The organism is Actinoplanes subglobosus, assembly GCF_042650585.1.
GTDB lineage: Bacteria > Actinomycetota > Actinomycetes > Mycobacteriales > Micromonosporaceae > Actinoplanes > Actinoplanes subglobosus.
Window position 1 is genome coordinate 154,591 of the sequence record NZ_JBHSBL010000003.1, and the last position, 23,040, is coordinate 177,630.

At 69.8% G+C, this 23,040-nt stretch carries 19 protein-coding genes; 3 read left to right on the forward strand and 16 right to left on the reverse strand.

The annotated features are described in order from the left end of the window. Positions 1-271: 271 nt before the first annotated feature. The 4 genes from ACFO0C_RS02760 to ACFO0C_RS02775 form a co-directional block, all read right to left on the reverse strand. Positions 272-637: a hypothetical protein gene (locus ACFO0C_RS02760; RefSeq protein WP_378064868.1), complete on the reverse strand. Its 366-nt coding sequence runs from the start codon at positions 635-637 to the stop codon at positions 272-274. Further along, entirely contained in the window at positions 634-3,795 is a 3,162-nt protein-coding gene (locus ACFO0C_RS02765; protein WP_378064869.1) for an SseB family protein, read from the reverse strand. The genes ACFO0C_RS02760 and ACFO0C_RS02765 overlap by 4 nt, the downstream gene beginning before the upstream one ends. A 237-nt stretch (positions 3,796-4,032) precedes the next feature. Then, positions 4,033-4,326, reverse strand: coding sequence for a WXG100 family type VII secretion target (locus ACFO0C_RS02770; protein WP_378064870.1), 294 nt, complete (start codon positions 4,324-4,326; stop codon positions 4,033-4,035). 21 nt (positions 4,327-4,347) lie between these two features. Beyond that, positions 4,348-4,665 (reverse strand): WXG100 family type VII secretion target, encoded by a 318-nt coding sequence (locus ACFO0C_RS02775; RefSeq protein WP_378064871.1) that lies wholly within the window; start codon positions 4,663-4,665, stop codon positions 4,348-4,350. Between the two features lie 233 nt (positions 4,666-4,898). Between ACFO0C_RS02775 and ACFO0C_RS02780 the strand changes: the two genes are divergently transcribed. From ACFO0C_RS02780 to rarD, 3 genes are all read left to right on the forward strand, one after another. Then, positions 4,899-6,668: a type VII secretion protein EccE gene (locus tag ACFO0C_RS02780; RefSeq protein WP_378064872.1), complete on the forward strand. Its 1,770-nt coding sequence runs from the start codon at positions 4,899-4,901 to the stop codon at positions 6,666-6,668. An 85-nt stretch (positions 6,669-6,753) separates the two neighbouring features. Further along, positions 6,754-7,128 carry a phage holin family protein gene (locus tag ACFO0C_RS02785; protein WP_378064873.1) on the forward strand — a complete coding sequence of 125 codons (375 nt, stop codon included), beginning with the start codon at positions 6,754-6,756 and terminating at the stop codon, positions 7,126-7,128. A gap of 97 nt (positions 7,129-7,225) precedes the next feature. Then, positions 7,226-8,125: an EamA family transporter RarD gene (gene rarD / locus ACFO0C_RS02790; RefSeq protein ID WP_378064874.1), complete on the forward strand. Its 900-nt coding sequence runs from the start codon at positions 7,226-7,228 to the stop codon at positions 8,123-8,125. Positions 8,126-8,129: 4 nt separating this feature from the next. Here the strand turns inward: rarD and ACFO0C_RS02795 are convergent, their stop codons facing one another. The 12 genes from ACFO0C_RS02795 to nuoF form a co-directional block, all read right to left on the reverse strand. Next, positions 8,130-8,822 carry an anti-sigma factor family protein gene (locus tag ACFO0C_RS02795; protein WP_378064875.1) on the reverse strand — a complete coding sequence of 231 codons (693 nt, stop codon included), beginning with the start codon at positions 8,820-8,822 and terminating at the stop codon, positions 8,130-8,132. Positions 8,823-8,925: 103 nt separating this feature from the next. Beyond that, entirely contained in the window at positions 8,926-9,720 is a 795-nt protein-coding gene (locus ACFO0C_RS02800) for an IclR family transcriptional regulator (RefSeq protein ID WP_378064876.1), read from the reverse strand. Between the two features lie 172 nt (positions 9,721-9,892). Next, positions 9,893-10,852 carry a polyprenyl synthetase family protein gene (locus ACFO0C_RS02805; RefSeq protein WP_378064979.1) on the reverse strand — a complete coding sequence of 320 codons (960 nt, stop codon included), beginning with the start codon at positions 10,850-10,852 and terminating at the stop codon, positions 9,893-9,895. Positions 10,853-11,187: 335 nt separating this feature from the next. Next, complete coding sequence (gene nuoN, locus ACFO0C_RS02810) at positions 11,188-12,720, reverse strand: NADH-quinone oxidoreductase subunit NuoN (protein ID WP_378064877.1); 1,533 nt, start codon at positions 12,718-12,720, stop codon at positions 11,188-11,190. Position 12,721: 1 nt separating this feature from the next. Next, entirely contained in the window at positions 12,722-14,260 is a 1,539-nt protein-coding gene (locus ACFO0C_RS02815; protein ID WP_378064878.1) for an NADH-quinone oxidoreductase subunit M, read from the reverse strand. After that, positions 14,257-16,179, reverse strand: coding sequence for an NADH-quinone oxidoreductase subunit L (gene nuoL / locus ACFO0C_RS02820; RefSeq protein WP_378064879.1), 1,923 nt, complete (start codon positions 16,177-16,179; stop codon positions 14,257-14,259). The genes ACFO0C_RS02815 and nuoL overlap by 4 nt, the downstream gene beginning before the upstream one ends. Positions 16,180-16,190: 11 nt before the next feature. Beyond that, positions 16,191-16,490 carry an NADH-quinone oxidoreductase subunit NuoK gene (gene nuoK / locus ACFO0C_RS02825; protein WP_093620071.1) on the reverse strand — a complete coding sequence of 100 codons (300 nt, stop codon included), beginning with the start codon at positions 16,488-16,490 and terminating at the stop codon, positions 16,191-16,193. Beyond that, positions 16,487-17,230 (reverse strand): NADH-quinone oxidoreductase subunit J, encoded by a 744-nt coding sequence (locus ACFO0C_RS02830; RefSeq protein ID WP_378064880.1) that lies wholly within the window; start codon positions 17,228-17,230, stop codon positions 16,487-16,489. Before ACFO0C_RS02830 ends, nuoK begins: the two co-directional genes overlap by 4 nt. Then, positions 17,227-17,802: an NADH-quinone oxidoreductase subunit NuoI gene (gene nuoI, locus ACFO0C_RS02835; RefSeq protein ID WP_378064881.1), complete on the reverse strand. Its 576-nt coding sequence runs from the start codon at positions 17,800-17,802 to the stop codon at positions 17,227-17,229. Before nuoI ends, ACFO0C_RS02830 begins: the two co-directional genes overlap by 4 nt. Before the next feature lies 1 nt (position 17,803). Then, positions 17,804-19,189 (reverse strand): NADH-quinone oxidoreductase subunit NuoH, encoded by a 1,386-nt coding sequence (nuoH, locus tag ACFO0C_RS02840; RefSeq protein ID WP_378064882.1) that lies wholly within the window; start codon positions 19,187-19,189, stop codon positions 17,804-17,806. Continuing rightward, on the reverse strand, positions 19,186-21,681 hold the full coding sequence (locus ACFO0C_RS02845) for an NADH-quinone oxidoreductase subunit G (protein WP_378064883.1): 2,496 nt from the start codon (positions 21,679-21,681) through the stop codon (positions 19,186-19,188). The genes nuoH and ACFO0C_RS02845 overlap by 4 nt, the downstream gene beginning before the upstream one ends. Then, positions 21,681-22,997: an NADH-quinone oxidoreductase subunit NuoF gene (gene nuoF / locus ACFO0C_RS02850; protein ID WP_378064884.1), complete on the reverse strand. Its 1,317-nt coding sequence runs from the start codon at positions 22,995-22,997 to the stop codon at positions 21,681-21,683. Before nuoF ends, ACFO0C_RS02845 begins: the two co-directional genes overlap by 1 nt. Positions 22,998-23,040: the final 43 nt, after the last annotated feature.

Consider the following 23,040-nt stretch of genomic DNA (forward strand, 5'->3'; position numbering starts at 1 on the left):
CAGGGGCATCGAACTGTCGACCCGGACGTTCGCGTGGCCGGCCACTGCTCGATCGCACGTCCTCGGGTAGAGCAACAAGATCACCGGCCGCTCCGCGATCCCTCGTGCGGACCTACGCATGACGAGTGCGTAGGTCCGAACTCCCGGAGTGGGGTGAGCACCGCATCAGCCCGGCGGTCGCGTTTCGGTCCGGTGCCGCGGATCCCGTCGCGGGGTAGGCCCGGGACGCGTGGGTGCGTCTGCCGGGCCGGCTGGCCGTACAAGATAAGGGTCAGATGCGGTGTTCGTAGCGGTCGCGGACCTCGTGGGCCGGGGCCCAGCCCTGGTAGACGCCGTAGTCGAACTCTTCGAGGCCGAGCTGACGGGCCACCGGGGCGCGGCCGCCCGTGTACTCCAGCCGGAGCCAGGAGTCGGCCTCGGCCAGGACGATGAACGGCTCGCCGCGCCAGGTGCAGAGGGTGCGGACGTAGGACATCTCGTCGTACTCGTCCGGCTCCAGGACCCGGACGTGGCGGCCCGGCTTGACCTCCTCGAAGCCGTCGGCCGGGCCGGCGCTGTAGATGCGGACCCGGTCGCCGTCGGGGGTCGCGTCGTACTCCCGGCCCTGCCAGGTGACCACGTATCCGTCGCGCATCACTGCTCACCCACCCGGCGCCACTGGGGGCCGTCCGCGTCGAAGATCGCCAACATCCGCTCGTTGCCGTCCGCGTCGATGCTCCACAGCTGCGCGCCGTGCGGCAGGCGCACGCTGTCCACCTTGAACTCGGCGATGACGTCGCGGCCCTCACCCGGTGCGAAGCCGTTGCCACGGAACGGCGGGCGCTCGATCACCCAGCCGTCCATCGCGCGGAGAGCCTGCTCGTTCTGCCCGCCGTAGGGGATCCGGTACAGGCTCGGCCGGTACGCCGGCCAGCGCAGCACGAACGCCTCCTTGGCGTCGGGCTGGAACGGCGACGAGTCGTAGTAGAGCCCGAGAGCCCCGAACAACTCGCCCGGCGTGCGCAGGTGCTCGACCTCGGACGCCCGGTGCACGAACCCGGCGACCCGGTCGTAGCCCCGGTCGAGGTAGTAGTCGACCTGCTCGGCCGCGATCGTCTTCTGCATGACGGTGGCCTGCTGGGCCTCGTCGCTGGCCGGTTCGGGAGCGGGCACCGGGGCGGGCAGCACCTCGACGACCGCGGTCTCCGCGGGCTCGGCACCGAGGCCGGCCTCGGTGGCCCAGTTGGCCAGGGCGATGATCTGCGCGCCGGGATATTTGGCGCCGACCGGGGTACCCGGGTTGACCGCGAACGACCAGGCCGGGTCCGGCCAATTGCGGATCAGTTCGTAGAAGCGGACCCCGACCGTCCGGGTCGGCTCGCCGAAGTGCTCGGACAGCCGATCCTTGCTGGTGAAGACGATCAGGTAGCGCTCGCCCTCGACCTCCTCGGGCAGGAAGGCGAAGCCGGACTCGCCGGGTGCGCTGCCGGGGCGGGAGTGGCTGGCCACCGGGACCAGCACCTGCGCCAGCAGCAGCGTCGACAGGAACACGTCGGTGTTACCCGTGTCGGCGGCGTCCTGGAGCTCGCGCTCGACGTCGTTGGCCGGCACGAAGTCGGTGGCGGACGGGCCGCGTGAACCGGTGGCCGACCCGGAGACACCGAGGTTCGACGCCCCCGGCGGGGTGTAGCCACCCGTCGCGACGGGCAGTGCCTGTGTCGCGAAGGAGGGGCCGCTGAACGACTGCGTGGCATACGCCGACGCCGGGCTGCCCTGCGGCGGAAGACCGTAGGCGGGGCCCGCCGTGGGCTGCGTGTACGCCTGCGGGGCCACCGGCGGGGTGTAGCCGGGGGCGGACGACGGGTAGGCACCGGAAGCGCCGGGGATCACCGGCGGCAGCAGGTTCGTCATCGTCGTCGCTGCGGGCGACTCGGTCTCCGGACGCGGAGTGATCGACGGTGCCGGACCGGAAGGCCCGAAACGGTCGGCCGCGGGCGGCGGAGGCGGGGACTGACGGTCCCATGCGGGCGGCTCGGCCGGATTGCGCGACCCGAGCGCCTGAGCGGCGGCGGCCATCGATGTCGGCCGCTCGGACGGCGGGGTCACCTGACGACGCGGCAGTCCACCCGGACCGGGCGTGGCGGGAGCCGGACCGGCCGGCTGCGGCGCCGAGGAACCACCGAACCCGGGAACCGGCGACCCGTACGCCGGAGGCGCCGACGCGGGAGCAGCAGGCGCGTAGGGCGAGGAAGCCGACGCCGGAGTACCAGACCCGTAGGGCGAGGAAGCCGGGGCACCGGGTGCGTATGGCGACGGAGCCGACGCCGGACCACCGGGCGTGTAGCCCGAGGGGACCGATGCGGGTGAGCCGGGCGCGTAGGCCGGAGGGGCCGACGCCGGAGCGCCGGGCACCGGGGAGGCCGGCCGGATCGCGGGGCTCGGGGGGTTCGCGCCGGAGAGGCCGCCGGCGTTCGCCGCATTCGACGCGGCCGGCACGAATCCGGGCATGCTGGTCATCGGGCCGCCACCGGTCGACTGACCGGGCTGCCGCCGGGGCAGGGACGACCCACCAGCGGGCGGACCGGCCGGCGCACTCGCGGGCGGAGCGCTGAACGGCGGCGCACTGGCCGGCGGGCCACTGAACGGCGGCGCACTCGCCGGGGCGGAACTGACCGGCGGAGCGAACGGCGGAGCACTGGCCGGCTTGGGACTCTGCTTTCCGGCCCAGGCCGGATCGACCAGCGCCTCAGCCGGGTTGTACGGCATGACGTGCTCGGGCACCGGCGGCGTGTTGGCCATCGGGGTGCGGACCGGCAGAGGCGCGCCCAGGTCCTGGAGCGGACCACGGGGGTCCTCCTCCGGCCGGAACGGCATGCCCGGCTTGTCCCAGCCGGGGGTGGCCATCGCGGACCCGGTGCTGCCCCGCGCGGGCGGAGCGGGAGGAACGGCCTGGCTCTGCGGGACCGGGGGCGCATAGGCCGCCGGGCTCTGCGGGACCGGCGGCGGTGCATAGGCCGCGGGTGCCGCGGACACCGGCTGGGCGGCGGCCGCGGGAACAGGCTGTCCGGCGGGCCCGGGAACCGGCTGTCCGGCGGGCGTGGGCGGGGAGGACGGGCTACGCACGGGCAGACCGCTCGGCGAGGTGCCGCTCGGGCTCCGCACGGGCAGGCCACCCGGGCCCATCGGGGGCGTGTTGCCCACCGGCGGGATCGGGGCCACCGCGGGGGCGACCGGAGGCGCCGCGGGCGGGGCCGCCGGGGCCGGTGGGGCGGCAGGCTCGGGCGAGGCTGCCGCGGGAGCCGCCACGGGCTCGTGAGTCGGGCCGCCGACAGCGCTCTCACCGCCCGCCCGGCTGGCCGCCAGCGCCGCCGCACCCAGCTCCTGGATCTTGGAGGTGGTGTGCGCCTCACGCCCGGGGCCACGGGTGGGCAGTCTCAGGTCGCCACGGGCGAGCTGGGCGACGAACCAGGCCGGCAGGTAGCCCTCGATGGGCAGGCCGGGATTGACGGCGAGCCACCACTCGAGGTTGGGCCAGGTGTTGGCCAACTCCGAATACGGCACCCGGCGTGCCGTGCCGGTGTAATCGGCCAGGCAGGATTGCAGCGCGGCGTTCGACGTGAACGCCAGCACGTGGGTGCGACCGCCCGTGCTCCACGTGCCCCAGCCCATCGGCGAATTGCCTGCCAGGACGTCAGCGGAGACCGGTAACAGAAGGTCGACACCGGCGAGAATGCGGAAATAGGACTCCTGGTCGTCCGTGCGCAACGCATCGCGCATCGCCGCCTCGGCGTCCGTAGCCGGTTCCCACTCGGACACGTCCACCTCTCCCCACGCGTGTCAACGAGCCAACTTCAACGCGTATAACCTACAAGGTCAGGCCACAATCACAATGGGCGGCGGCATGCTGACCGTCAGGTTGGGCCGACGACGCCTCCGGAAAGGGCCGTCCGGACCCCGCGGGCGTGCACCGATGGCTCGATGTGATCACCCAACAACCGATGGTAGCCGCGGGAACCGGCGACGCCATTTACGCGAACGGGCGACCTGAACGGCTCACTGGAACCGCTGAGCCGCGGCCCGCTCGGTCTGCTGGTAATCGTCCTTCGACTTCTCCAGCGCCGAGCCGATCTGCGCCAGGATGGTCTGCAGGTCCTGGGAGGCGGCCTGCCACTTGCGCTGGCGCTCCTCGTAGGCGCCCTGCGCCTCGCCGGACCAGGTCCCCAGGAGCTTCTTACCCTCACCCTCCAGGTACTCGAGGTCGGCGTTGAGCTTGTTCACCGCCTTGGCGATGTCCATCCGCGCCTGGTGGAGCGAGTTGAAATTGACGAGCAGGTGACCGTCGTTCATGACTTCCTCCGGTGGGTCAGATCAGAGCGGCAGGGTGAACTGGCCGCCGGTCCGGCCGATGCTGGACGCGGCCTCGGTGTCGGAACGCTCGTAGCTGGCACCGGACGTCCGGATCCCCTCGGCGGTCTCGGCGAGGGCGTCGTTGAGCCGCTTGAGGTCAGCCGCATACTCGTTCTTGACGTGGTCGAACGCGACCGCGCCCTGCCCCTTCCACGAGGAGCCGAGCATCTCCAGCTCCCGCATCAGCGTGCTGAGCATGCTCTGGAGCGAACCGTTGATCCGGTCGAACTCCTTGGCGGTACTCGCCATCTGTGCGGACTGGCTCTCCGTCTGCGACATCAGGACGTCACCCCTTTCGCAAGTCTGATCCGTTGTGGACCACAGGTCGATCGGGCATACCGCCCGCCGCGAAACAACATCGACGACGTTAGCCGCCCGGCACGATCCCCGTCTGCCCCGGAACAGCAACCTGTGGATAACCCGTCGGTCGGGCCTTCGAGCTGTGGATAACTGCCCTACGATGAGCCGCGCATATGCGTGAATGGATGCCCGGCGGTGGGGAGGGACGGTCAGTGAGCACCGAGAGCGCGGTCCCGATGGCCGAGTCCCTGATCCGGCCACGACGCGGAGGAGGGCGGCCGGAGCAAATCGTCGCCACCCAGATCGCCGCCGCCCTGGTGCTGGCCGGCCTGGTGGCCGGTGGGCTCGCCATGGTTCCGGCTGTCGTCCTCGCGGCGGCACTGCTGACACTGACCTGGCTGCGGCTGCGCGGGCGGTGGGCGTTCCAGTGGCTCGGTGTCCTGGCCCGTTATTCGGGCCGTCGCCGCTCCGCCTCGGTCGGCAGCGGCACCGCTCTACTGGCCTATGCGGCGCCCCGGGTCCGCCTGACGAGCCTCGACCTGCCGGGCACCTCCGCCGCGGTCCTCGCCGACGACTCCGGTCTCACCGTGCTTGTCGAGCTGGGTGACCCGGCGGACGAGGCCTCCGTGATTCCGTCGTTCGCCGCCCTGCTGCACGCCACCGGTCGAGACCAGGCCGTCGGCGACCAGCCCCGGGTGCGTGCCCAGCTGGTGCTGAGTGCGGTCCCGGCCCCGACGGCCCGGGGCGGCACCGGCCCGGCGCAGAGCTCCTACCGCACGCTCGCCGAGGGCAGTTCGCTCAGCTATCTGCGGGCGGTGCTGGCGCTGCGGGTCTCGCGGGCCGGTGGCTGGTCCGACGAGGAGCTGCGCCGCAGTCTCGCCGGGATGACCCGGCGACTGACCCGCCGGCTGGGTTCGTCGCTGGCCCGGCCGCTGGGTGAGGTGGCCGCGCTGCGGGCGATCGCCGATCTGGCCAACGCCGAGACCGGCGGCACTCCGGACAATGCGCGGGAGAGCTGGTCGGCGCTGCGCCTGGGTGGTCTGGTTCAGGCGACGTTCCGGTGCCGTCCGGCCTCCGGTGCCGATTTCACCGGCAATCTGATCACCCGGATCCTGCATCTGCCGGCCGCGGCCACGACGGTGTCGATGACGGCGACCGGTCTCTTCGTGCGGGTCGCCGCTCCCGACGTGACCGGGCTGGACACGGCGGTCCGGGCGCTGCGCACACTGCTCTCCGCCGACCGCGTCCGGCTGCACCGGCTGGAGGGCGCGCAGCTCCCGGGCCTGGCGGCCACGCTGCCGCTCGGCGGTCACTCCGTCGACGGTAAGGCGATCGGCGCTCCGGAGCTCCCGATCAGTCCGGCCGGGCTGATGATCGGCCGCAACCAGGGCGGCGGGGCGGTCCTGATCCGGCTGTTCCGGCCGGAGCCGACGCGGGCGCTGCTGGTGGGCGGCCTGCCCGGCGCGCAGTTGCTGGCCTTCCGGGCGATGGCGACCGGGGCACGGGTGCTGGTCCGGACCACCCGGCCGCACGCCTGGGAGCCGTTCGCGCGGGGCGCGGCGGTTCCGGGTGAGGCGATCACGATCCTTCCGGCGGGCCGCCCGTTCGACGCGCCGGCCGGCTCGGTGCGGCACCCGACCCTGACGATCCTCGACACCGGCTCGGCCCCCGGTGGCCCTGAGCCGGCTCGGGATGTGGGCTGGCAGACCACCATGGTGGTCCGGGACGAGTTCGGCGCTCCGGACCTCCCGCATGCCACCGAGGCCGATCTGGTGATCCTCCAGCGACTGACCCAGGCCGAGGCGACCCTGCTCGGCGGGACGCTCGGGCTGGGCGAGACAGCGTCGTATTTTCCTCGGATGCGCACCGACATGGTCGCGGTGATCAACCGGCGGGCGGTGCGCTGGGCGGTGTTCTCGCAGACCCCGATCGAGCAGAGCCTGATCGGTGAGCCGGTTCGAGGTGCCTTGACTCCGGCATAGATCTCGAGAAACTCCGGCATAGATCTCAAGAAGATCGCGGGGTGTCGTTTCCACTGGTGGACAGGCCATGGCACCATTCCCGGCCATGGGCATCCTCATCCGGCTGGTGATCACCGCCGTATCGCTGTGGATCGCGACGCTGGTGATCGACGGCATCGAGCTGACCGCCGACACCGCCGCCAACAAGGCGGGCACACTGCTCGCGGTCGCGGTGATCTTCGGCTTGGTCAATGCGGTTCTCCGGCCGATCATCAAAACCATCGGCTGCGGCTTCTACGTCCTCACCCTGGGCCTCGTGGCGGTCCTGGTCAACGGTCTGCTCCTGCTGCTCACCAGCTGGATCGCCGACAAGCTCGACCTGGCCTTCCACGTCGACGGCGTCCTCTCGGCGGTGCTCGGCGCGCTGCTGGTCGGCGTCGTGAGCTGGCTGCTGAACATGCTGGTTCCGGACGGCGACTGATCCACCGGTGAAAGCAGGCCAGTGAGGCCGGATTGGCCTCGTGACCTGCTTCATATTTGCAAGGACCGAAACATGCTTCCGCCCTTACGGTGGGGGCATGAGCGACGAGCGGCGCGGATACGTGTACGGCCTCACGGCCTACGCGATGTGGGGCTTCTTCCCCATCTACTTCAAGCTGCTGCGCCCCTCGCCGCCGCTGGAGATCCTGGCCCATCGCGTGGTGTGGTCGGTCGTCTTCGTGGCCCTGCTGCTCACCGTGATGCGCAACTGGCGGTTCCTGGGCCGTCTGGTGCGTACGCCACGACTGCTCGGCGGGGTCACCCTGGCGGCCGTGCTGATCGGCGTGAACTGGGCCACCTACATCTACGGGGTCAACTCGTCCCGTGTGGTGGAGACGGCCCTCGGCTACTTCATCACCCCGCTGCTGGTCGTGCTGCTCGGTGTCACCGTGATGGGCGAGCGACTGCGGCCCCTGCAGTGGACCGCGGTCGGCATCGGCGGGCTGGCGGTGGCGATCCTGACCATCGACTACGGCCGGCTGCCGTACATCGCGCTGACCCTGGCTGTCTCGTTCGGCTGCTACGGGTTGATCAAGAAGCGGATGTCGCTGCCGCCCGCGGAGGGTCTGTTCGTCGAGTCGGCGGTGCTGATGCTGCCGGCGCTCGCGTTCCTGACGTGGCTCAACCTGTCCGGCGGTGCGGAGTTCGGCCACGTGTCGACCCGGCACACCGTGCTGATGCTGATCGCCGGTGTGCTGACCGCGATCCCGCTGCTGCTGTTCGCGGCGGCGACCAACCGGGTGCCGCTGGTCGGTCTCGGCATCCTGCAGTACGTGGCGCCGATCCTCCAGCTGGCCGTCGGTGTGCTGATCTACCACGAGCCGATGCCGGCGGCCCGGCTCGCCGGGTTCGGCCTGGTCTGGCTGGCTCTGATCGTCTTCACCGCGGACGGCATCCGCAGCGCCCGGATACGGGCGACAGCAGCGATTGCCGCCTGAGAAACTAGTTCTGGGGCTCGTAGACGAGCATCACCTTGTCGTCGGAGCGGACCAGCTCCAGACGGGACAGGCTGCCCTCGGTGAAGTGCGTGGCTGCCGGCATCTGGAACTTCTTGCCCGGCTGGGCCAGCCACGATCCGAGCTGTTCGGTCTGCTCGTCGGGCCCGTACGCGATGAGCCGGAACGTGTAGGGCCGGGCCGAAGCGCTGTAGGAGCACTCCATCTCGACCCGGCTACCGGCGCCGGTGCTGGTGATCCGGACGGTGGCCGCGATCGACGACGCCGGGTCGACCTTGGTCATCGCGATCGACGGCCCGGGTGGTGGGGATGACGCCTCCCCGGCGTTGAACCCCCAGTACGCCAGCCCGCCCCCGATGATCAGGAACAACACGAGCGCCGCGACGGAACTGACGATCCGGATCGGGCGGGCCCGTACCTTCTTGATCGACGGAGCGGCCGCCGGGCGGGACAGCGCCGACAGGCTGGGGTCGAGCAGTTTCACGAACTCCTCGGCGTCGAGCCGGTCGAGCATGTCCGGCACGAGCGCCAGATCGGCCACCGCCTCCCGGCAGAACGAGCATGTCGCCAGGTGACGCTCATATGCAGCCCGCTCGATCGGCGACAGCGCGCCAAGGACATAGGCGGCGTCGTCGTGCCCGTCCTCGCATCGCATCCGTACCGCCTCCAACCGGGTCACTTCTCCCGGTCTGTGTTACGCGGCATCGGGCTCTAAGGTTCAACGATTCCTTAAACCCCCACCTCAAGCCGTGGCGTCCCGAATCCGGAGAGCGACCACCCTTTCAGGCGGTTGCCGACTCGCCTCCGGACAGGGCCTCGGCCACGTTGCGGGCGGCGGCGGTGAGTTTGGCCCGGACCACGCGCGCCGAGGTCAGCATCTCGGCGGCGGGCATCGAGCAGGCGAGGACGAGCCGGCGCTCCATGTCCCGGTCGGCGACGACGACCACGGCGGCGGACGCGAGGCCCTGCCGGAACTGACCCATCTCGATCTGCATGCCGCGGCGCTCTCCGGCGGCCAGATCGGCCTCCAGCGCCTCGGGCGTGGTGAGGGTGGCCGGGGTGAACGCCCGCATCCCGTAGTCGCGGAGATAGCGGGACCGCTGGTCGGGCGTGAGGGTGGCGAGCAGGGCCTTGCCGAGCGCGGTGGCATGGCCGCCCTCGTCGAAGCCGGGCGCCACGTCGTCCAGGAACGGTGAGCGGGCCCCCTCGGCGGAGGCGGTGACCGCTATCCGCCCGCCGACGAACCGACCGAGGCAGTGGCTGTATCCACTGTCGACGGCGGCCCGGCGCAGCGCCTCACCGACCGCGGGCGGGCCACGGAAGGCGGAGACCAGCTCGCGATACCGATCGGCGATCTCGAGCCCGACGATGTACGTGCCGTCCTCGCGCCGGATCACATAGCCCTCGTAGGCGAGGGTCCGGACGAGGTGATACGTCGTCGCGACGGTCAGCTCGCATCTGCGGGCGATCTGTTTCACGGTGAGTCCGCGCGGAGCCCGGCCCACGGACTCGAGCACGCGCAGGGCACGCGAAACGCTCCGGATGAGATCTGACGGCTCCGCTAGGGGGTCACGCACAGCTACCTCCGAGGCCAGGGACTTACACCATATGAACAATCGGCCTCGGACGGAATGCCAAACAGGAGTGGATCACGGTCGATTTACACAGCGCGTGCGACCTAGGGAACTGTCCGCAGTGGAGAAGTTCCGAAAGGCCCGATTTGCCCCACACAAACGGGGGCGAGAGGGCTCAGCTCGTACGGTCGGCGATGAAGTCGCAGAGCGCCTCCATCGTCCGCTTCGCCTCGCCGGCGGGCAGCGGGGCCAGACGAGCCCTCGCCTCCTCGGCGTAGGACCGCACGGTCTCGCGTGCCCTCTTCATCGCCGCCGACTCGCGCAGCAGCGTCAGAGCCTCGGCGTGCAGCTCGTCGTCGGTGATCGGGCCGGCCGACAGCAGCTCCCGCAGGCGGATCGCGGAGGCGTCGGTGTCGTCGCCGGCCAGCGCGTAGAGCACCGGCAGCGTCGGGACACCCTCGCGCAGGTCGGTGCCGGGCGTCTTGCCGGACTGGACCGACTCGCTGGCGATGTCGAGCAGGTCGTCGGAAAGCTGGAAGGCGATGCCGATGGTCTCGCCGTAGCCCGCGAGCGCCTCGACGAACTCGGGACGCGCACCGGAGAAGAGGCCGCCGAACCGGGCCGCCGTGGCGATCAGGGACGCCGTCTTCTCGGTGATGACGTGCAGGTGGTGCTCGATCGGGTCGGTGCCGCGCGGGCCGACCGTCTCGGCGATCTGCCCGTGCACCAGCCGGGCGAACGTCTGCGCCTGGAGGTGGACCGCCTCGGTGCCGAGCGTGGCGGCCAGATCGGCCGCCTGGGCGAAGAGGTAGTCACCGACCAGGATCGCCACCGAGTTGCCCCAGCGCGCGTTGGCGCTCGGCGCACCCCGGCGCACCAGCGCCTCGTCCATGACGTCGTCGTGGTAGAGCGTGGCCAGATGGGTCAGCTCCACCACATTCGCCGCGTCGACGATCTGTGGGGACTCCGGATCGCCGAACTGCGCCCCGAGGGCGACGAGCAGCGGCCGGAACCTCTTGCCGCCGGCGTCGGCCAGATGCCGCGCGGCCTCGGCCACCAGTGGGTCGGCGCTGGCCACATGGCCGTGCAGCGCAACCTCCACAGCGGCCAGCGTCGCAGACACCGACTCGTCCATCGCGGGATCGACGTCGAGGCCCAGCGATGACAGCGCGAGATCGCGCGGGGTCAGATCACCGGTGCTCACCACGCATTCACCTTGCCATACCGCCCTACCGCTTTCTGTCCCAGGGTGGCGCGCGACAAGATCAAAAATCCGACACCAGGGGTACGGCCACCCAGCGCCCGTCACAGACCCGGAACCGGACCGCCCGGGCCACGCCGTTCCGGGTGCCGCCGGGTGGCCGCGGTAGAGACCGGTCACCCACGTCCTCACCCGGTCCAGGTAGGACCACGTCGGCACAGATGGTGAAGGCCCCGGCGGTCGCCGGGGCCTTCACACACTGATCAGAATCAGCGGACGAACTCCGCCGCCTCCTTGGTCAGTTCGATCAGTGGCGCCGGTACGACACCGAGCGCCACGGTCACGATGACGCCCAGACCCAGCACCGCCGAGGTGAGGAAGCCCGGGATGGAGACCGCCGGGGTGGACTCCCCCGGCTCGGACAGCCACATCAGCACGACGACCCGCAGGTACGGGAACGCCAGCAGCATGCTCGTGACCACGCCGAAGATCACCAGCCAGGTCTGCCCGCCCTCGACGGCCGCACCGAAGACCGCGAACTTGCTGGTGAAGCCACTGGTCAGCGGGATGCCGGCGAAGGCGAGCAGGATGAAGGTGAAGATGCCGGCGAGCAGCGGGCTCTTCCGGCCGATGCCGGCCCACTTGGACAGGTGGGTGGCCTCGCCGTCGGGGTCGCGCACCAGGCTGATGATCGCGAACGCGGCGAGCACCGAGAACCCGTACGCCACGAGGTAGAACATCGTGCTGCTGAGGCCCTCGTCGTTGAGCGCGAGCACGCCCACCATGAGGTAGCCGGCGTTCGCGATCGACGAGTAGGCCAGCAGGCGCTTCAGGTCGGTCTGGGTGACCGCCAGGACCGCGCCGATGAACATGGTGAGCACCGCGATGCCGCCGAGGATCGGCTGGAAGTCCCAGCGCACGCCCTCGAACGCCACGTAGAGCACCCGCAGCAGCGCCCCGAACGCGGCGACCTTGGTACAGGCCGCCATGAACGCGGTGATCGGCGTGGGCGCACCCTGGTAGACGTCCGGCGTCCACACGTGGAACGGCGCGAGCGCGGCCTTGAAGAGCAGACCGATCGCGACCATGCCCAGACCCACGTAGAGCAGCACCTCGCTGCGCTGCGGGTTGGCGACCGCCTCGTGCACCTCACCGAGCTGGATCCCGCCGGCGAAGCCGTAGATGAAGGCCACACCGAAGAGGAAGAACGCCGAGGCGTACGAGCCGAGCAGGAAGTACTTGAGCGCGGCCTCCTGGCTGAGCAGCCGCCGGCGACGGGCCAGCGCGCACAGCAGGTAGAGCGGCAGCGAGAAGACCTCCAGCGCCACGAACATGGTGAGCAGGTCGTTCGCCGCCACGAAGAGGAGCATGCCGCCGAGCGCGAAGACGCTCAGCGGGTAGACCTCGGTGGCACCCGGCTCGCTGCTCGCCTGCCTGGCGTCCTTCTGCGAGCCGACGGTGATCGCGGCCTGCGCGACGAACACGCCGCCGTGCTCGATCGAACGCTCGCCGATCAGCAGCAGCGACACCCCGCCGAGCACCAGGATCGCGCCCTGCAGGAAGAGGGTCGGTCCGTCCACGGCGACCGCGCCGCCGATGGTGATCGTCCGGGTGCCGCGCGCCATCACCACGGCGACGAGCGAGGCCACCACGGCGATCAGGGCCAGGGACAGCTGGACGATGTTGCGGGCCCGGCGCGGGACGACCACCTCGACGAGCACGCCGAGGCATGCCGCGCCGAAGAGGATCAGCATCGGGAGCAGCGCTCCGTAGTCGATCGGGGGCAGTTTCAACGGTTCCATGTCAGCCGCCCACCTTTCCGCCGGCTTCCACCGTGGGAACCGGGTCGTTCACGCCGACGTCCTGCATGGTCGCCTGTACCGCGGGGTTGATCACGTCAGTGACCGGCTTCGGGTAGAAGCCGAGCACCAGGAGCAGCACGATCAGCGGCGCGACGACCACCTTCTCGCGCAGGGTGATGTCCTTCGACATCGCCGGCACCTCGGTGAGAGCCGGGTTCAGGGTGCCCTGGGTGGTGCGCTGGATCATCCACAGCACGTACGCCGCGGCCAGCACGATGCCCAGGGTGGCCACCACGGCGTACCCCTTGTTGGTGCTGAACGTGCCGATCAGGACCAGGAACTCACTGACGAAGGGCGCGGTGCCGGGCAGCGCCAGCGAGGCGAGACCGGCGAAGAACAGCACCCCGGCCAGCACCGGCATCAGCTTGCCGGCCCCACCGAAGTCACTGACCAGCGACGACCCGCGCCGGGCCACGAACATGCCGACCACGATGAACAGCAGGCCGGTGGCCAGGCCGTGGTTGACCATGTAGAGCACCGCGCCGGTACCGGCCTGGGTGGTGAAGGCGAAGATGCCGATGCCGATGAAACCGAAGTGCGCGATCGACGTGTACGACACCAGGCGCTTCAGGTCGTTCTGGCCGACCGCGAGCAGGGCCGCGTAGATGATGCCGATCACCGCGAGGGCCATGGCGGCCGGGGCGAACCAGCGCGACGCCTCGGGGAAGAGCGAGAGGCAGTAGCGCAGGATGCCGAACGTGCCGACCTTGTCCATCACGCCGACCAGCAGCGCGGCGGCACCGGCCGGAGCCGCGCCACCGGAGTCCGGCAGCCAGGTGTGGAACGGGAAGAACGGCGCCTTGATCGCGAACGCCACGAAGAAGCCGAGGAACAGCCACCGGGCGGTGTTCTGGTCGATCGAAGCGGTCGCCTCGGCCAGTTTCGTGAAGTCGAAGGTCTTCCCGCCGAGCACCCACAGACCGATCACCGAGGCCAGCATGAAGAGGCCGCCGACCAGGCTGTAGAGGAAGAACTTGACGGCCGCGTACTGCTTCTGGCCGCTGCCGAACGACCCGATGATGAAGTACATCGGGATCAGCATGATCTCGAAGAACACGTAGAACAGGAAGATGTCCGCCGCGGCGAACACCCCGATCATCGTGAACTCGAAGGACAGCAGCAGCGCGAAGTAGGCCGGAGCCGACCGGGTGCTCTGGTCGACGTCGTTCCAGGACGCCAGGATCACGACCGGGAACAGGACGGCGATCAGCATCAGCATGACGAGCGCGATGCCGTCGGCGGCGAAGGTGAAGTTCGCGCCCCAGGCCGGGATCCAGGTGTAGGACTCCCGGAACTGGAAGCGGTCACCGCCGACGCTGTAGGCCACCCACATGAAGATGCTCAGTGCCAGGACGAGTACGGACCAGCCGAGCGCGACCGATTTGGCCAGCTCGGCCTTCGTCCTGGGGATGAAGGCCACCACCAGCGCGCCCACCAGGGGCAGGAGGGTGAGGACGGAAAGGAACGGGAAGTCTTTCACGCCAACCACCCCAGCTGGATCGCGAGGAAGGCGCCGACCACGAGCATGGCGCCGGTGAGCATGGACAGCGCGTACGAGCGGACGAATCCGGTCTGGAGCCGGCGCAGCCTGCCGGAACCGCCGCCGACGCCGGCCGCGATCCCGTTGACCAGGCCGTCGATCCCCTTGTTGTCGAGATAGACGAGCGCCCGGGTCAGGTAGATGCCGGGACGCTCGAACACCGCTTCGTTGAACGCGTCGGTGTAGAGGTTGCGCCGGGCCGCGGTGACCAGCACGCCGGCCGGCTGCGGTTCGAGCGCGGTGCCGTTGCGGAACAGCGCCCAGGCCAGGCCCGCGCCGATGACGGTGATCAGCAGCGACATGATGGTGATGGCGGTGTGCGACAGCACCCCGTGCGAGCCCTCGGCGTGCTCGCCGAAGACCGGGTTCAGCCAGTCCGGCACGCTGGTGCTCATCAGGTAACCGGCACCGATCGAGCCGACCGACAGCAGGATCAGCGGGATCGTCATGATCGCCGGGGACTCGTGCGGGTGCTGGTTGTCCTCGGTCCAGCGGGCCGGACCGTGGAACGTCAGCACGAAGAGCCGGGTCATGTAGAACGCGGTCAGACCGGCACCGAGCAGCGCCGCGCCGCCGAACACCCACGCCTCCCACACGACCTCACGCTCGAAGGCGGCCGCGATGATCGGCTCCTTCGAGAAGTAGCCGGAGAGCGGCGGGATACCGATGATCGCGAGCCAGCCGGTGCCGAAGGTCAACCAGGTGATCTTCATGTGCTTCGACAGGCCACCGAACCGCCGGATGTCGACCTGGTCGTGCATCCCGTGCATGACCGACCCGGCCCCGAGGAACATGTTGGCCTTGAAGAAGCCGTGCGCCAGCAGGTGGATGATCGCCAGGGCGTACGCCCCGCCACCGAGCCCGACACCGAGGAACATGTAGCCGATCTGGGACACCGTCGACCAGGCGAGGATCCGCTTGATGTCGTCCTTCGCGGCGCCGATGAGACAGCCCATCAGCAGGGTGATCGCGCCGATGCTGACCACGATCAGCTGCAGCGTGGTGTTCGCCGAGAAGATCGGGTTGGACCGGGCGATCAGGTAGACACCGGCGGTGACCATCGTCGCCGCGTGGATGAGGGCCGAGACCGGGGTCGGGCCCTCCATCGCGTCCGGGAGCCAGGCCTGCAGCGGGAACTGACCGGACTTACCGCACGCACCGAGCAGCAGCAGGATGCCCATCACCAGGACGGTTCCGGCGGCCAGCGAGTCGACGCCGTTGAAGACCTCGTCGTACTGGGTGCTGCCCAGCTCGGTGAACATCAGGAAGATGCCGATCGCCAGGCCGGCGTCGCCGACCCGGTTCATCAGGAACGCCTTCTTGCCCGCGGTCGCCGCCGAGGGCTTGGTGTACCAGAAGGAGATCAGCAGGTACGACGCCAGACCGACGCCCTCCCAGCCGAAGTAGAGCATCACGTAGTTGTTGCCCAGGACCAGCAGCAACATCGCCGAGACGAAGAGGTTGAAGTAGGCGAAGAACCTCCGCCGCCCGGGGTCGTGCTCCATGTACCCGACCGCGTACAGGTGGATCAGGGAGCCGACACCGGTGATCAGCAGGACGAAGACGCCGGCCAGCGGGTCGAAGAGCAGGCCGAAGTCGACTTTCAGATCGCCGACCACGATGAAGTCCCAGAGACTGAGCTCAGCGGACCGCTTCGCGGCGTCCAGACCGGAGAGATTGAAGAAGAAGACCAGCCCGAGTACGAACGACGCCGCGACCGATGCCACGCCGAGCCAGTGCCCCCAGCGGTCGGACCGCTTACCGAGCAGCAGCAGGATCGTCGCACTGGCCAGCGGGATGGCGACGAGCAACCAGATGTTGCTCAGCACTCCCGTCGCCGGGGCGTAGGTGTGTTCCACGAAATGCCCCTTCAGTACTTCAGGAGGTTCGCGTCGTCGACGCTCGCCGAGCGTCGCGTACGGAAGATCGACATGATGATGGCGAGGCCGACCACGACCTCGGCCGCCGCGACGACCATCACGAAGAACGAGATGATCTGGCCGTCCAGGCCGCCGTTGATCCGGCTGAAGGTGATCAGCGCGAGGTTCGCGGCGTTGAGCATCAACTCGATGCACATGAACAGGACGATCGCGTTGCGGCGGACGAGCACCCCGGCAGCGCCGATGGTGAACAGGATGGCCGACAACACCAGGTAGTAGTCGGGAGTCACTTCTCGGTTCCCTTCGGCGCGGCCTCGTCGGCGCTCAGCTCGCGAATCGGGAGGATCGGCGAGATGCTCCGCTCGGCACCGTTGCCGTCGGGCAGGCGGGCCGGCGCGGCCACCGACATGGTGTTCGCGTAGATGCCGGGGCCGGGCTTCGGGCCGGGGTAGTTGCCGGGACGGAAGCGTTCCTTCATCCGGGTCACCTGGTCACGCTGGTCCTCCTTGGCCTTCTCGACGTGCGCCAGGATCATGGCGCCGACCGCGGCCGTGATCAGCAGGGCCGAGGTGACCTCGAAGGCGAACACGTACTTGGTGAACAGGATCGAGGCCAGGCCCTCGACGTTGCCGTTGGCGTTGGCCTTGTCCAGCCCGACCGTGAAGGTGGAACCGAGGGCCCGGGCCAGGCCGGCGCCGATCAGCGCGGCGAACCCGATGCCGAGCACGATCGCCGCGACCCGCTGGCCGCGCAACGTCTCGATCAGTGAGTCCGAGGCGTCCCGCCCGACCAGCATCAGCACGAACAGGAACAGCATCATGATCGCGCCGGTGTAGACGATGATCTGCACGAAGCCGAGGAACGGCGCCGAGTTGATCACGTAGAAGAACCCGAGGTTCAGCATCGTGACGACCAGCCAGAGCGCGGAGTGCACCGCGTTGCGGGCCAACACCATGCCGAGCGCCCCGATCACGGCGAGGGAGCCGAGGATCCAGAAGGCGACCTGCTCGCCGGTGGAGACGGCGTTCATTCGTCGGTCCCCTTGGTCTCGGAGTCGACCGCCCACGGGGCCTTCTCGGCGCCGATCGACGTGCCCGGGTTGGTGAGAGCGCCGACGTAGTAGTCCTTGTCGGTCTCACCCAGGCGCATCGGGTGCGGCGGCTGCTCCATGCCCGGCAGCAGCGGGGCCAGGAGCTCCTTCTTCGTGAAGATCAGGTCCTGGCGGCTGTCGCGGGCCAGCTCGTACTCGTTGCTCATGGTCAGCGACCGGGTCGGGCAGGCCTCGATGCACAGACCGCAGAAGATGCACCGCGCGTAGTTGATCTGATAGATCTTCGCGTACCGCTCGCCCGGCGAGAACCGCTGCTCGTCGGTGTTGTCGCCGCCCTCGACGTAGATCGCGTCGGCCGGGCAGGCCCAGGCGCACAGCTCGCAGCCGATGCACTTCTCCAGGCCGTCCGGGTGCCGGTTGAGGATGTGCCGCCCGTGGTAGCGCGGCGCCGGCTTCGGCGGGGAGAACGGGTAGTCGGTCGTGATCACCTTGCGGAACATGTGCGCGAAGGTCACGCCGAAGCCCTTGAAGGAACCGGTGAACGTACCCACGTCACACCTCCTTCGTTTCGGGCTCGTCGCCGTCCGCCGAGGCGGGGACGGTGGCCGGGGCGCGTTCGGCCACGGCGCGGCGGGCGCGGGGACTCGGCGGGACCTGGAGGTCCATCGGCGGGACCGGGAAACTGCCCGGCGGCCGCTGGTGCAACTCCTCCTCGATGGAGAGCTGCTTCGGTTTCTTCGGCGACGGCCAGCCCCAGGCGATGCCCAGGACCAGCACCGCGACGGCGCCGGTGATGACCCAGCGGGTGGTGTCCGAGATCGCGCCACTGCGGGCGACCTTGAAGAACGCCAGGAACAGGATCCACACCAGGTTGACCGGGATCAGGACCTTCCAGCCGAAGCGCATGAACTGGTCGTAGCGCATCCGGGGGAGCGTGGCCCGCAGCCAGATGAAGCCGAAGAGCAGGATCAGCACCTTGCCGAAGAACCAGAGCAGCGGCCAGTAACCGGAGTTGGCCCCCTCCCAGAAGGTGGTGATCGGGGCCGGAGCCCGCCAGCCGCCCAGGAAGAGCGTGGTCGCGAAGGCCGAGACGGTGATCATGTTGATGTACTCGGCCAGGAAGAACAGCGCGAACTTGAACGACGAGTACTCCGTGTGGAAACCGCCGACCAGCTCGGACTCGGCCTCGGGCAGGTCGAACGGGGCCCGGTTGGTCTCACCGACCGCCGCGATCAGGTAGATGATGAAGCTCGGCAGGAGCTGCACCGCGTACCAGCCGGGGGCGGTCACCTCGAAGCCGAAGAGCTCCACCGGGTTGCCGGAGGCCTGCGCCGCGACGATCTGCGAGGTGCTCATCGTGTTGGCGGTCATGAACACCGCCACGATGGACAGGCCCATCGCGACCTCGTACGAGATCATCTGGGCACTCGACCGCAGGCCACCGAGCAGCGGATAGGTCGAGCCGGAAGCCCAGCCCGCCAGCACCACGCCGTAGACCGCCATCGACGAGCAGGCCAGGAGCACCAGCACGGAGACCGGCACGTCGGTGAGTTGCAGCGGGGTCTGCTGCCCGAACATGTTGACCACGCCGCCGAACGGGATGACCGCGAACGCGGTGAAGGCCACCGTCGCGGAGATCACCGGGGCGATGAAGTAGACCACCTTGTCGGCGGTCTTCGGGATGATCTCCTCCTTGAACGGCAGCTTCAGGCCGTCCATGAGGCTCTGCAGACTGCCGAACCAGCCGACCTGGTTGGGGCCCGGCCGGACCGCCATCCGGGCCACGACCTTGCGCTCGTAGACGATCGTGAAGAGCGTCAGGAGCAGCAGCAGGACGAACACGCCCAGCAGTTTGATGAGGACGATCCACCAGACCTGGTTCTCGAAGGTCTCGAGAGTCGGGTCGACGGCGGTCGCCGCCGTCACGAACGAGGTCATCGCACGGCCTCCGCTGCGAGGATCGGGCCGGGGACGCCGGCCGTCAGCTTGACCACCGCGCCGGCGGTGACGCCGAGACTGCGCCGGACCGTCGAGCCCGGTGAGTTCGTCGGCAGCCACACCACCCGCGGCGGCAGGTCGGTGATTGCGGCCGGCAGCGTGATCGAACCCCGGGCCGTACTGACCGTGACCAGGTCACCGTCGGCGACCTGCAGTGACTCGGCCAGATCCTTGCCGATCCGGGCGACCGGCGGCCGGGCCGTGCCGGCCAGCACCTGGTCGCCGTCGAGCAGCGAGCCCAGGTCGATCAGCTGGTGCCAGGTGGCGAGAACCGCTTCGCCCGGACCGGCCTCGGCCGCTTTCGAAGCCGCGACGGACAGCCCGGACCGCAGCTCCGTGGTGCCCGGCAGCGAGCCGAGCTCACGACGGACCGCGTTGACGTCCCCGGTGTTCAGGGTGACGTCGAGCAGGGCGGCGATGGCCTCGAGCACCCGGCCGTCGGTCATCGCGGTGCTCTTCAGCACCGCTCCGAACGAGCGGAGCCGGCCCTCCCAGTCCATGTACGTGCCGGCCTTCTCGACGGCCGGCGCGATCGGCAGGACCACGTCGGCCCGCCGGGTCACCGCGCTCTGCCGCAGCTCCAGGCTGACCAGGAACGGAACGGCGTCGAGCGCCTCCTCGGCCAGCGTCGGGTCGGCCAGGTCGGCCGGGTCGACGCCACCGACCAGCAGGGCACCGAGGGTGCCGTCCGCGGCCGCCGCGATGATCCGGTCGGTGTCCCGACCGGGCGTCCCGGGCAGCACTCCGGCGTCGATCCCCCAGGTCAGCGACAGCGCGGCGCGGGCCGCGTCGTCGGTGACCGGACGGCCGCCGGGCAGCAGGTTCGGCAGCAGACCGGTGTCGATCGAGCCACGGTCGCCGGCCCGGCGGGGCACCCACACGAGCTTCGCGCCGGTGCGGCCGGCCAGGGCGGCCGCCGCGCTGAGCGCGCCCGGCACGGTGGCCAGACGTTCACCGACGATCAGCAGGGCGCCGGGTGCACCGAGCGCCTCCGCCACGGCGGCGTCGGACGCGAGGATGTGCGCTTCGTCACCGGGGACTGCCGCGACGAGCGCGGCGCCGATCTTCTCCAAACCGCGGGAGAGGTACGGCGAAACGGCCGTCACCTGGAGCTTCCGGCGGATGTGGCCCTTACGCAGGCGCAGGAAGAGGATCGGTGACTCCTCCTCCGGCTCGAGTCCGGCGAGGACGACCGACGGCGCGTTCTCCACGTGCTCGTACGTCACCTCGGTGATCCCGGCGACCGCGGCGGCCAGGAAGTCGGCCTCCTCGGTCGTGGACACCGCGGAACCGGTCGCGCGGATCGGCCGGGCCCGGAAGTCGACGTCGTTGGTGCCGAGGACGGTCCGGGCGAACTTCGCGTAGGCGTAGGCGTCCTCGACGGTGAGCCGGCCCCCGGTGAGGACGCCGACCCCACGCTCGCGCGCGGCCTTGAGTCCCTCGGCCGCCGCGAGCAGCGCCTCGCTCCAGGAGGCCTCCCGCAGCTCACCGGTCTTGGCGTCGCGGACCAGCGGGTTCATGATCCGGTCGTCGGCCACGGCGTACCGGAAGCCCCACCGGCCCTTGTCGCAGTTCCACTCCTCGTTGACCGCCGGGTCGTCGCCGGCCAGGCGCCGCAGCACCTTCCCGCGCCGGTGGTCGGTGCGCTGGGAGCACCCGGAGGCGCAGTGCTCGCAGGCGCTCGGCGTGGAGACCAGGTCGAACGGGCGGGCCCGGAACCGGTACTGCTCGCCGGTCAGCGCGCCGACCGGGCAGATCTGGATGGTGTTGCCGGAGAAGTACGAGTTGAACGCGACGTCGCCCTCGCCCTCACCGACCTGCCCGTCACCGGTGCCCGTACCGCCGAAGAAGTCGTCCCGGTAGACGTTGATCTGCTCGCCGGAGGACCGGTCCATCAGGTCGATGAACTTGTCGCCGGCGATCTCCTCGGAGAACCGGGTGCACCGCTGGCAGAGCACGCAGCGTTCCCGGTCGAGCAGCACCTGGCTGGAGATGTGGATCGGCTTCTCGTACTCCCGCTTCTCCTCCTGGAAGCGCGAGTCCGCCCGGCCGGTGCTCATCGCCTGGTTCTGCAGCGGGCATTCACCGCCCTTGTCGCAGGTGGGGCAGTCGAGCGGGTGGTTGATCAGGAGCAGCTCCATGACGCCGGCCTGCGCCTTCGCGGCGACCGGTGAGCTGAGCTGGGTCTTGACCACCATGCCCTCGGCCACCGTCTGGGTGCAGGAGGCGACCGGCTTGCGCTGGCCCTCCACCTCGACGAGGCACTGCCGGCAGGCACCGGCCGGGGCCAGCAGCGGGTGGTCACAGAAGCGCGGGATGGCCGTACCCATCCGCTCGGCGACCCGGATGACCAGCTCGCCCTTCTCCGCGACGACCTCGACCCCGTCGATGGTGAGGGTGACCTGGTCGGCCCTCTTCTGAACGTCCGTCATCAGTGAGCTCCTACGAGGGACTTCTCGGAGAGCCGCGGGGCGGTGCGGCCCTCGATGTAGCCGAGGTAGTCGTCCCGGAACCACTTGAGCGTCGACACGACGGGCGTCGCCGCGCCGTCGCCGAGGCCGCAGAAGGACCGGCCGAAGATGTTGTCCGCGGTGTCCTGGAGGGTGTCCAGGTCCTTGACGGTGCCGTGACCGGCGAGGATCCGCCGGTAGGTACGCACCATCCAGTAGTTGCCCTCCCGGCACGGGGTGCACTTGCCGCACGACTCGTGGTGGTAGAACTCCAGCCACCGCCACGTGTTGTAGACCGGGCAGTCCTTGTCCGAGAAGATCTGCATCGCCGTGGTGCCGAGGATCGACCCGGCCGCCGCGACACCTTCGAAGTCCATCGCGGTGTCGATGTGCTCGGCGGTCAGCAGCGGCGTGGACGAGCCACCCGGCGTCCAGAACTTCAGCTCGTGACCCGGCTGCATGCCACCGGCCAGCTCGATCAGCTCACGCAGGGTGATGCCGAGGCCGCACTCGTACTGACCGGGATTGACCACCCGGCCGGACAGCGAGTAGATCATCGGGCCGGACGACTTCTCCGTGCCCATGCTCTTCCACCAGTCGGCGCCGCCCAGCACGATGTAGGGCACGCTGGCGATGGTGCCGACGTTGTTGACCACGGTCGGGCTGGCGTAGAGCCCGGCGATCGCCGGGAACGGCGGGCGGAGACGGGGCTGCCCACGGAACCCTTCGAGGGAGTCCAGCAGGGCGGTCTCTTCACCACAGATGTACGCCCCGGCGCCGCTGTGCACGACCAGGTCGAGGTCGAATCCCGTACCAAGGATGTTCTGACCGAGATAGCCCTTGGCATACGCCTCCTGCACCGCGTGGCGCAGCCGGCGAGCGGCGTGCACCGCCTCACCGCGGATGTAGATGAACGCCCGGTTCGCGCGGATCGCGTAGGAGGCGATGATCGCACCCTCGATCAGCGAGTGCGGGTCGTAGGTCATCAGCGGGAGGTCCTTGCAGGTGCCCGGCTCGCCCTCGTCCGCGTTGATCACGAGGTAGTGCGGCTTGCCGTCGCCCTGCGGGATGAAGCCCCACTTGAGACCGGTGGGGAAGCCGGCGCCGCCACGGCCGCGCAGGCCGGAGTCCTTGATCAGCTGGATCAGGTCGTCCGGGTGCACGTCGAGCGCCTTGCGCAGCGCGCGGTAGCCGTCCAGCTGTTCGTAGACCCCGATCTGCCAGGCGTCCGGCGAGAGCCAGCGCTTGGTCAGCACGGGGGTGAGCTTCTGGAGGAGCTCCTGTCGGGGCTGGGTCACTTCGCTCCCTCCCCACCACTCGGGCGGGCGTCACCGGCAGGCT

Bases quoted from the DNA above. Each gene is read 5' to 3' on its own strand.
- rarD (WP_378064874.1), top strand. From the start codon at position 7,226: ATGAGCGACGAGCGGCGCGGATACGTGTACGGCCTCACGGCCTACGCG.
- nuoH (WP_378064882.1), bottom strand. From the start codon at position 19,189: ATGACCTCGTTCGTGACGGCGGCGACCGCCGTCGACCCGACTCTCGAG.
- ACFO0C_RS02785 (WP_378064873.1), top strand. From the start codon at position 6,754: ATGGGCATCCTCATCCGGCTGGTGATCACCGCCGTATCGCTGTGGATC.
- ACFO0C_RS02845 (WP_378064883.1), bottom strand. From the start codon at position 21,681: ATGACGGACGTTCAGAAGAGGGCCGACCAGGTCACCCTCACCATCGAC.
- nuoN (WP_378064877.1), bottom strand. From the start codon at position 12,720: ATGGAACCGTTGAAACTGCCCCCGATCGACTACGGAGCGCTGCTCCCG.
- ACFO0C_RS02830 (WP_378064880.1), bottom strand. From the start codon at position 17,230: ATGAACGCCGTCTCCACCGGCGAGCAGGTCGCCTTCTGGATCCTCGGC.
- ACFO0C_RS02770 (WP_378064870.1), bottom strand. From the start codon at position 4,326: ATGAACGACGGTCACCTGCTCGTCAATTTCAACTCGCTCCACCAGGCG.
- ACFO0C_RS02805 (WP_378064979.1), bottom strand. From the start codon at position 10,852: ATGGACGAGTCGGTGTCTGCGACGCTGGCCGCTGTGGAGGTTGCGCTG.
- ACFO0C_RS02775 (WP_378064871.1), bottom strand. From the start codon at position 4,665: ATGTCGCAGACGGAGAGCCAGTCCGCACAGATGGCGAGTACCGCCAAG.